Source organism: Klebsiella sp. MS 92-3 (genome assembly GCF_000195655.1).
In the GTDB taxonomy this organism is placed as follows: Bacteria; Pseudomonadota; Gammaproteobacteria; order Enterobacterales; family Enterobacteriaceae; genus Klebsiella; species Klebsiella pneumoniae.
In genome coordinates this window covers 15,212-16,825 of the sequence record NZ_GL882836.1, presented here as the reverse complement: position 1 = coordinate 16,825, position 1,614 = coordinate 15,212, and the positions used below count along the sequence as shown (strand labels likewise).

Below are 1,614 nucleotides of genomic sequence, written 5' to 3'. Positions count from 1 at the left end.
TGGAAAGAAAAAGGCCCGCCGCCGCGTAGCGGACAGACGGGCCTGAGCCGGGGCGCGTTATCGCGGCCCGGACATTAGCGTGTTATTCGCCAGCCGGTTTACGCGGGCGACGGCGGCGCGGCGGTTTGCCGTCCTGAGTGCGCGCTTTCGGCGCCTCGCCGTCCTGACGGCGCGGGGCATTATTCTGGCTGCGCGGCTGTCCGCTGCGTCCCTGACCCTGGCCGCCGCGTCCCTGACCTTGCCCACGACCGCCGCCGCGCTGCTGGCGACCGTTCTGGATAGGTTCGGCTTTAATGGACGGATCCGGCTCATAGCCGGCAATCGCGATGCGCGGGATCTCTTTTTTCAGCAGGCGCTCGATATCGCGCAGCAGCTTATGCTCATCCACGCACACCAGCGATAAGGCTTCGCCGGTGGCCGCCGCGCGGCCGGTACGGCCGATACGGTGGACGTAATCTTCCGGTACGTTCGGCAGCTCGTAGTTCACCACGTGCGGCAGCTCTTCGATATCCAGACCGCGGGCGGCGATATCAGTCGCCACCAGCACGCGAATGCCGCCGGATTTAAAGTCGGCCAGCGCGCGGGTACGCGCTCCCTGGCTCTTGTTGCCATGGATCGCCGCGCTGCGGATGCCGTCTTTGTTGAGCTGTTCCGCGAGGTGGTTGGCGCCATGCTTGGTACGGGTAAACACCAGCACCTGCTGCCAGTTGCCTTCGCCGATAAGCTGCGACAGCAGTTCACGCTTGCGGTTCTTGTCAACGAAATGGACGTGCTGGGTGATCTGCTCGGACGCGGTGTTACGACGCGCCACTTCCACTTCCAGCGGGTTGTGCAGCAGTTTCTCGGCCAGGCCCTTGATCTCGTCGGAGAAGGTCGCCGAGAACAGCAGGTTCTGTCGACGCGCCGGCAGTTTGGCCAGTACGCGACGGATGTCATGGATAAAGCCCATATCCAGCATACGGTCCGCTTCGTCCAGCACGAGGATTTCAACTTTATCAAGACTGACGGCGTTCTGATGTTCGAGGTCCAGCAGACGGCCCGGGGTGGCGACGAGGATGTCGACGCCGCCGCGCAGCTTCATCATCTGCGGGTTGATACTCACGCCGCCGAAGACCACCAGCGAGCGAATATTCAGGTATTTACTGTAATCGCGGACGTTCTCGCCCACCTGCGCCGCCAGCTCACGGGTCGGGGTCAGGATCAGCGCGCGCACCGGACGACGGCCCTTTGCGTGCGGCTCATTCTGAATCAGGCGCTGCAGCAGCGGCAGGGTAAAGCCCGCCGTTTTACCGGTGCCGGTCTGGGCGCTGGCCATCAGGTCACGGCCCTGCAGTACCGCCGGGATCGCCTGCTGCTGGATAGGGGTCGGCTCAACGTAGCCCTGCTCAGCGACAGCGCGCAGGATATCGGGATTCAGGCCTAGGGAATCAAAAGACATAACAACTCCGAACCGCCCCGGCCCGGTGAAGGGCGTAGTTTTCAGGGAGATTATTGCGATAAGAGATGGCAAAAACCACAATGCCATGAAGGGGCGCAGTCTAGCAGATTTTGTGACAGGCCGCATAAAATCTGCAAAAGAATGCCGCGCCTGGCTGGCGGGCATGAGAAGGGGGG

General features: G+C 62.6%; 1 protein-coding gene. It reads right to left on the bottom strand.

Features of this window, described 5'->3' with window-relative positions:
- Positions 1-82: 82 nt before the first annotated feature.
- Entirely contained in the window at positions 83-1,438 is a 1,356-nt protein-coding gene (gene rhlE / locus HMPREF9538_RS07865) for an ATP-dependent RNA helicase RhlE (RefSeq protein WP_004151702.1), read from the bottom strand.
- Between the last annotated feature and the right edge of the window lie 176 nt (positions 1,439-1,614).

Excerpts from the sequence above, each read along its gene's own strand:
- rhlE (WP_004151702.1), bottom strand. The coding sequence starts at position 1,438 with ATGTCTTTTGATTCCCTAGGCCTGAATCCCGATATCCTGCGCGCTGTC.